This window comes from Gordonia sp. 'Campus' (genome assembly GCF_022206305.1).
Classification (GTDB): domain Bacteria; phylum Actinomycetota; class Actinomycetes; order Mycobacteriales; family Mycobacteriaceae; genus Gordonia.
This window is the reverse complement of record NZ_JAKOIW010000020.1, coordinates 88,441-94,526: the sequence shown is the minus strand read 5'-3', so window position 1 is coordinate 94,526 and position 6,086 is coordinate 88,441. Positions and strand designations below refer to the sequence as shown.

The following is a 6,086-nucleotide window of genomic DNA, read 5'->3' as shown; positions in this document are numbered from 1 at the left end:
GTGCGTCGGGGTGGGGGGTGCGTCGTTCACGGGGGGTGCATCGTTCACGGCGCCTCCACCCCCGCGAGTGCGAGAAGATGCTCGGTCTCCGGACCCTTCACCAGGGCCGCCGCTTCCGCCTTGTCCATCGGACCGGTTCCCACCGACGGGCAGTCCTTGGCGAGGATGCACACGCCGCACGCGGGTTTGCGTGCATGACAGACCCGCCTCCCGTGGAAGATGATGCGGTGCGAGAGGTCGGTCCACTCCCGGCGCTCGATGAGTTCACCGACCGCGTGCTCGACTTTCACCGGGTCGGTCTCCTCCGTCCACTGCCAGCGTCGGACCAGACGGCCGAAGTGGGTGTCGACGGTGATGCCCGGAACGCCGAAGGCGTTGCCGAGCACCACGTTCGCGGTCTTTCGTCCGAAGCCGGGAAGCGAGACGAGGTCCTTCAGGTTGTCGGGGACCTCACCGTCGAAGCGTTCGACGAGAGCCTGGCCGAGCCCGATGATCGAATTCGTCTTGTTCCGGTAGAAACCGGTCGGACGGATCAGCTCCTCGAGTTCGGTCCGGTCGGCCTCCGCGTAGTCGCGCGCGGTGCGGTACTTCGCGAACACAGCGGGCGTCGTCTGATTGACCCGGACGTCGGTGCACTGGGCGGAGAGGATCGTCGCCACCGACAACTCCAACGGATCGGTGAAGTCGAGTTCGCAGTAGACATGCGGAAACGCGACCTTCAGCGTCCGGTTCATCCGTCGCGCGCGCCGGACCAGACCGAGATGGGTCTCCTGTTTGCGGACCGCGGCCGGACCCGCGGACGCCGCCTTGCGTGCGCTCACCTGATTCAGGTTAGCGATGTACTCCGCATATGCCGCTTCCGCAGGTGGGCCACGGCCCGGCGCCGGGCCGTGAGACCGCGCCCATGGCGGCAACAGCGCAGCTCACCGCCCCGACACGAGCCTCCGGACGGGGTCGATGGCTGCGACAGAGAACACGTCGCCCACAACCTACGGTCAGGTAACAAGTCAGTGACGTCGGTCCCTCGGATGAGGATTCCGCGGGGTCCATTGTGTTTACTTGTCCCCATGCATGGTCTCGCGGCGCTGCTGTTCCCGGCTGTACTCATGCTCTTCGCAATGGGCATGGACAAGGTGCAGGCACGGATCGACCGCTCCTCGGTCACCCGCGACGACGTCGAGGACTTCCTCGACGCCGCCGACGCCCAGAACGTCGACACCCTCGCCCGTGAGGGGATGCCCGCTGCTCTCGACGAGCTCCGCACCCGCCGGGTGACGAGGTCCGAGCCCGTCGTCGAGCGCGCCGAATCGCCCAAGCGCGCCAGCTGATCCGCGGCGACGACACACCGACGCACCAGGCACCGAACCCGTCGTTAACATCTCGCTCGCCGGACACACACGCAATGCACGTTCAGTGACCCATTCAACACTTATGCTTGGGCGCGGGGTAGCGTGTCCAAGGGCGCGCGATCTTCAGACGTGGCTGTGGCAAAGATTCGAGAAAGGTTCCCTAGGTGGAAGAAGTACTGGCGCGGGCGGGCATATTTCAGGGCGTCGAGCCTTCCGCCGTCGCGGCGCTGACCAAGCAGCTTCAGCCCGTCGACTTCCCTCGCGGACACGTGATCTTCCACGAAGGCGAACCCGGCGACCGGCTCTACATCATCATGTCGGGCAAGGTGAAGGTCGGTCGACGCTCCCCCGACGGCCGCGAGAACCTGCTGACGATCATGGGGCCGTCGGACATGTTCGGCGAGCTGTCGATCTTCGACCCGGGCCCCCGGACGTCGTCGGCGACGACCGTCACCGAGGTCCGGGCGGTCTCGATGGACCGTGACGCGCTGAAGGCGTGGATCAAGGATCGCCCCGAGATCGCCGAGCAGCTGCTGCGCGTGCTCGCGCGTCGTCTGCGTCGCACCAACAACAACCTCGCCGACCTGATCTTCACCGACGTGCCCGGTCGTGTCGCCAAGCAGTTGCTGCAGCTCGCGCAGCGCTTCGGCACCCAGGAGGGCGGCGCGCTCCGCGTGACGCACGACCTGACCCAGGAAGAGATCGCCCAGCTCGTCGGCGCCTCGCGCGAGACCGTCAACAAGGCGCTCGCCGACTTCGCCCAGCGCGGCTGGCTGCGCCTCGAGGGCAAGAGCGTGCTGATCGCCGACTCCGAACGACTCGCACGCCGCGCTCGCTGACCCTTCGAGACGCTCGCTTCGCTCGCTCCTCAGGGGGCAGTGGTACCGATGCTCGCTCCTCAGGGGGCGGCGGTACCGACGCTCGCTCCTCAGGGGGCGGTGACACAGACGCTCGCTCCTCAGGGGGCGGGGACACAGACGCGAAAGCCGCCCACTCCTCCGGGAGTGGGCGGCTTTCGATCTATGACCCTCAGGCCTCTCGCAAGTACTCCAGCTGCGCCTTCACCGACAGTCGGGCGGCCGGCCACAGCTTCTTGTCGACATCGGCGTAGACCCGGCGGACCACCTTCATCGGTTTCGCCTCGCGCGCGGAGACACCCATGTCGTCGAGTGCCGCGACGATCTGGTCGATGCGATCCTCGCGGTGCGCCTTGTAGTAGCGGGCGACAGGCCCCAGGTCCGGGTGGTCGGGACCGTGCGCCGGCAGCAGCGGCGCTCCTTCGCCCTCGACGATGAGCCGGTTCAACGAGTTCAGGTAGTCGCGCAGACCGCCGTCGGACGGATCGAGAACGGTCGTGCCACTTCCCAGGATCGTGTCGCCGGTGAGAACGGCACGCTGCCCGTCGCATTCGACGACGAAGCTCACCGAGTCGCCGGTGTGCCCCGGCGTGTCCAGCACCGTGATGCGCAGTCCGGCCACCTCGATGACCTCACGGTCGCGCAGGGGCGCCGCCTTGCGGCAGTGCTTCTCCAGACGAGCGCGCACCGGCGCCCCGGTGCGCTTGTGCAGCCGTGAGATACCACCGGTGTGGTCGTAGTGCCGGTGCGTGATGAGTACTAGTGCGACGCCCGGGAGTTCGGCGAGCCGACGGGCGTGGGCCTTGTACTTCGGCGGACCGGGATCGACGACCACACACTCATCGCTGCCGGGTGCCCGCAGGACGTAGGTGTTCGTGCCGTCGAGTTCCATCATCCCGGAGTTGTCGCACAGCAGCACCGATGCGAAGGGCGTCACCTCACGCAGGACCCCGTATGCGGGGTGGGTGGGGGCCGCCTCGTTCTGTGAGCTCATGGTCTCCGAGACTATCGACTCCGGACACCAGTCGTCCCGATGCCCGCCGATCGGGCCGGTGTGCCGATGCCGCCGATCAGTTCTCGGCGACCGCGGCGCCGTTGCTCGTCGCGTCGACCCGGGTGGACCCCGCACCGTCGACGACGGTCGGTGTCACCTGATCCTGCAGGCTGCGCAGCAGGGCCGCCCCCTGGGTGATCACGCCGGTCATGATCTCGTTGACGCCTTCCGCACCGTTGTAGACGGTCAGGTTCGCGGTGCTCAGCCCCTTGGCCACCTCGCCGACCAGAGTCGGCAGCGCTTCGATGAGCTGCTGGTCGAGCGCGATCCTGTTGTGCTGAGCCGCCGCCGCGGATTGGATCTCGACGGCCTTGGCCTCCGCCTCGGCGATGATGCGACGGCGGAGCGCCTCGGCCTCGGCAGGCTTGACGACCTCCGAGATCAGTTCCTGCTCACGGAGTTCGGCCTGGGCCTGGGCGAGCAGCGACTGTTCGCGGATCACCTCCTGGTTGACCCGCGCCTGGGCCAGCGGACCCGCCTGGGCCGCTTCGGCATTGGCCTTGTCGGTCTCGGCCTTGATGGAGGCGCGCTTGATCGAGGTCTCCCGCTCGTAGTCCGCCTGATTCCGCAACGACTCCTGCTGTGCTTTCGCCGACTCCTGGTCGGCGCGGGCACGTTCGACGGCGGCCTCGCGCTGCACCTTGGCGATGTTGGGCGCGGCCAGCGCGTTGATGTAGCCGGAATCCATGTCGTCGATCGACTGGATCTGGAACGAGTCGACGACCAGACCGATCGAACCCATCTCACGCTTGGACGCGTCGAGCACCTGGCGAGCGAGCGTGTCACGCTCGCGGATGATCTGTTCGACGGTCATCGACCCGACGATCGAGCGCAGATGGCCCGAGAAGATCTGTCCGGTCAGCTGATTCATCTCGTTCTCCTGCTCGGAGATGAACCGCTGACCGGCGTTGACGATCGACATGACGTCGTTGCCGACCTTGTGGGCGATCACGGCCCGTACGTTCAGCTGGATGCCCTGGGTGGTCACGCAGACCTCGCGGATCGTGGCCTCGTGCAGCGCCATCGACAGGAACCGGACCTTGCGGAAGAACGGCATCACCCACTTCCCGTGACCGACGACCACGACGAACGGCGCGTTGTCGGCATCTGACTTCGCACCCGAGATCAACATGGCCTCATCGGGTTCCGGGACGTAGTAGCCGAGCATGCAGTTCTCCTGTGGCGTCGCGCTTCGGGACAGCGAGGTGTCGCCCCGAACGGGTGGGTGTCGAGTGCCGATACTGCCCCATCGCACGCCGTACGAGAATCGGTTGTTCACATGCTGCCCCCGGCGGCCCTCACCATCCCGGGGGCTGCACCCACTTCTCGACGTCGACGATCCGCCCGGGGGACTCGGCGATCACCAGGATCGCGGCGTCGACCTCGATCGGTTCCACGCCGCGCGCGAGGAACCGTTGTGTCCCGCCGGCGAACCGCACCTCGACCTCCCCGAGCGTGTCGTCGCCTGCAATCGACATCGTCACGGTCCCGGTGCGCCCGACGAGCTGCGAAGGTGCCATCTGCTGCCTCCCGGCGAGTGTCGCGATCCCTGGCCGAAACCCTATGCGACCGCGGTGCGACGCCGGTCCCGCGCGCCGTCGGCCACCACGTACACAGCCGTGACGACAGCGATCACCGCCGATCCGAGGACGAGGACGCTGTATCCGAAGGCGCCGACCACGACCCCGGCGAGAGCCCCCGCAGCCGCCCCGGCGAGGCTCATCGCGGTGTCGGACACACCCTGCGCGGGAGCGCGATGCTCCACGTCGACGCTGTCGGTGAGCAGTGTCGACGCGGCCACCGTAGACGCCGACCATCCGATGCCCAGCAGTACGAGCGCCACCACCAGTCCGGCCTGCGTGCCCGCGAACACGAAACCCGTGACACAGCTGACCACGAGCGTCGCCTGACCGGTGAGGATGATCGGCGTCCTACCCACGCGGTCGGCGAGGAGCCCCATCACCGGTGCGAGCGCGTACATCCCGGCGATGTGGGCGCTGATCGACAGTCCGACGACCGTCACCGACGCACCGCCGTGATGCATGTGGACGGGAGTCAGCGCCATGACCCCGACCATCACCGCGTGCGCGGAGACCACCGCGGCCGTTGCCGCGCGCGCCGACGGCGACCGCAGGATCGCCGAGAGTCCCTCTTTCAGCGGAACTCTCGTGTGTGTCGCACTTTGGGCGTCGGTGGCCACGACGAGCGGGTCGGGGCGGAGTCCGGTGAACAGCACCGCTGCCGCCGCGGCACAGCCGACGGCGCCGAGCAGGAAGGGGCCGGAGAGTTCGGCCATCGAGAACCAGTCCGCGACGGTCGCACCCAGCGGCACCAGCGCGGGGCCGACGACCGCCCCGATCATCGTCATCCACACGACGAGCGAGAGGTCGCGGCCCCGTGTCTGCGGCGAAGACAGGTCGGTCGCGGCGAAGCGGGCCTGCAGGCTCACCGCGGTTCCCGACCCCACCCCGACCATTCCCACCAGCATCAGGGGGAACCACTCGCGGTCGACGGCGAAGGCGACGACGAGTGCACCGGCGGCGGCGATCAGCATTCCGGTCGTCAACGCCGGTCGGCGACCGCGGCCCGCGGCGAGCGACGCCAGCGGGAGACCGGCCGCCGCGGCGCCGAGCGTGAGCACGGTCGTCGGCACGCCGGCCAGCGAGTCGGTTCCCGACAGTTGTTCGCCGAGGATGGCGCCGAGCGCGAGCGCGCCGCCCATCGACACCCCGCCGAGGACCTGCCCCGCACACAGCAGCACGACGGTGCGCCGCTGGAGGCTTGCCCGGTCCGGCCGCATCTCGCCTGTGTTCACCATCCGAGCAT

Annotated in this window: 7 protein-coding genes; 2 read left to right on the top strand and 5 right to left on the bottom strand. The window is 68.2% G+C overall.

What is annotated here, in order from left to right; translation table 11 throughout:
* Positions 1-44: 44 nt before the first annotated feature.
* The gene (gene nth / locus MAY35_RS19165) at positions 45-734 is read right to left on the bottom strand and encodes an endonuclease III (RefSeq protein ID WP_238422877.1); all 690 of its coding nucleotides are present in this window, start codon (positions 732-734) and stop codon (positions 45-47) included.
* A 333-nt stretch (positions 735-1,067) separates the two neighbouring features.
* On the opposite strand from nth, the gene MAY35_RS19160 reads away from it, so the two are divergent.
* Complete coding sequence (locus MAY35_RS19160) at positions 1,068-1,328, top strand: hypothetical protein (protein WP_238422869.1); 261 nt, start codon at positions 1,068-1,070, stop codon at positions 1,326-1,328.
* A 185-nt stretch (positions 1,329-1,513) separates the two neighbouring features.
* Positions 1,514-2,188: a Crp/Fnr family transcriptional regulator gene (locus tag MAY35_RS19155; RefSeq protein ID WP_004022089.1), complete on the top strand. Its 675-nt coding sequence runs from the start codon at positions 1,514-1,516 to the stop codon at positions 2,186-2,188.
* A gap of 190 nt (positions 2,189-2,378) precedes the next feature.
* Here the strand turns inward: MAY35_RS19155 and MAY35_RS19150 are convergent, their stop codons facing one another.
* The 4 genes from MAY35_RS19150 to MAY35_RS19135 form a co-directional block, all read right to left on the bottom strand.
* Positions 2,379-3,200 (bottom strand): MBL fold metallo-hydrolase, encoded by an 822-nt coding sequence (locus MAY35_RS19150; RefSeq protein ID WP_238422868.1) that lies wholly within the window; start codon positions 3,198-3,200, stop codon positions 2,379-2,381.
* 76 nt (positions 3,201-3,276) lie between these two features.
* Positions 3,277-4,428 (bottom strand): SPFH domain-containing protein, encoded by a 1,152-nt coding sequence (locus MAY35_RS19145; protein WP_238422867.1) that lies wholly within the window; start codon positions 4,426-4,428, stop codon positions 3,277-3,279.
* A 130-nt stretch (positions 4,429-4,558) separates the two neighbouring features.
* Positions 4,559-4,780, bottom strand: coding sequence for a hypothetical protein (locus MAY35_RS19140; RefSeq protein ID WP_238422866.1), 222 nt, complete (start codon positions 4,778-4,780; stop codon positions 4,559-4,561).
* A gap of 41 nt (positions 4,781-4,821) precedes the next feature.
* On the bottom strand, positions 4,822-6,078 hold the full coding sequence (locus MAY35_RS19135; RefSeq protein ID WP_238422865.1) for an MFS transporter: 1,257 nt from the start codon (positions 6,076-6,078) through the stop codon (positions 4,822-4,824).
* Between the last annotated feature and the right edge of the window lie 8 nt (positions 6,079-6,086).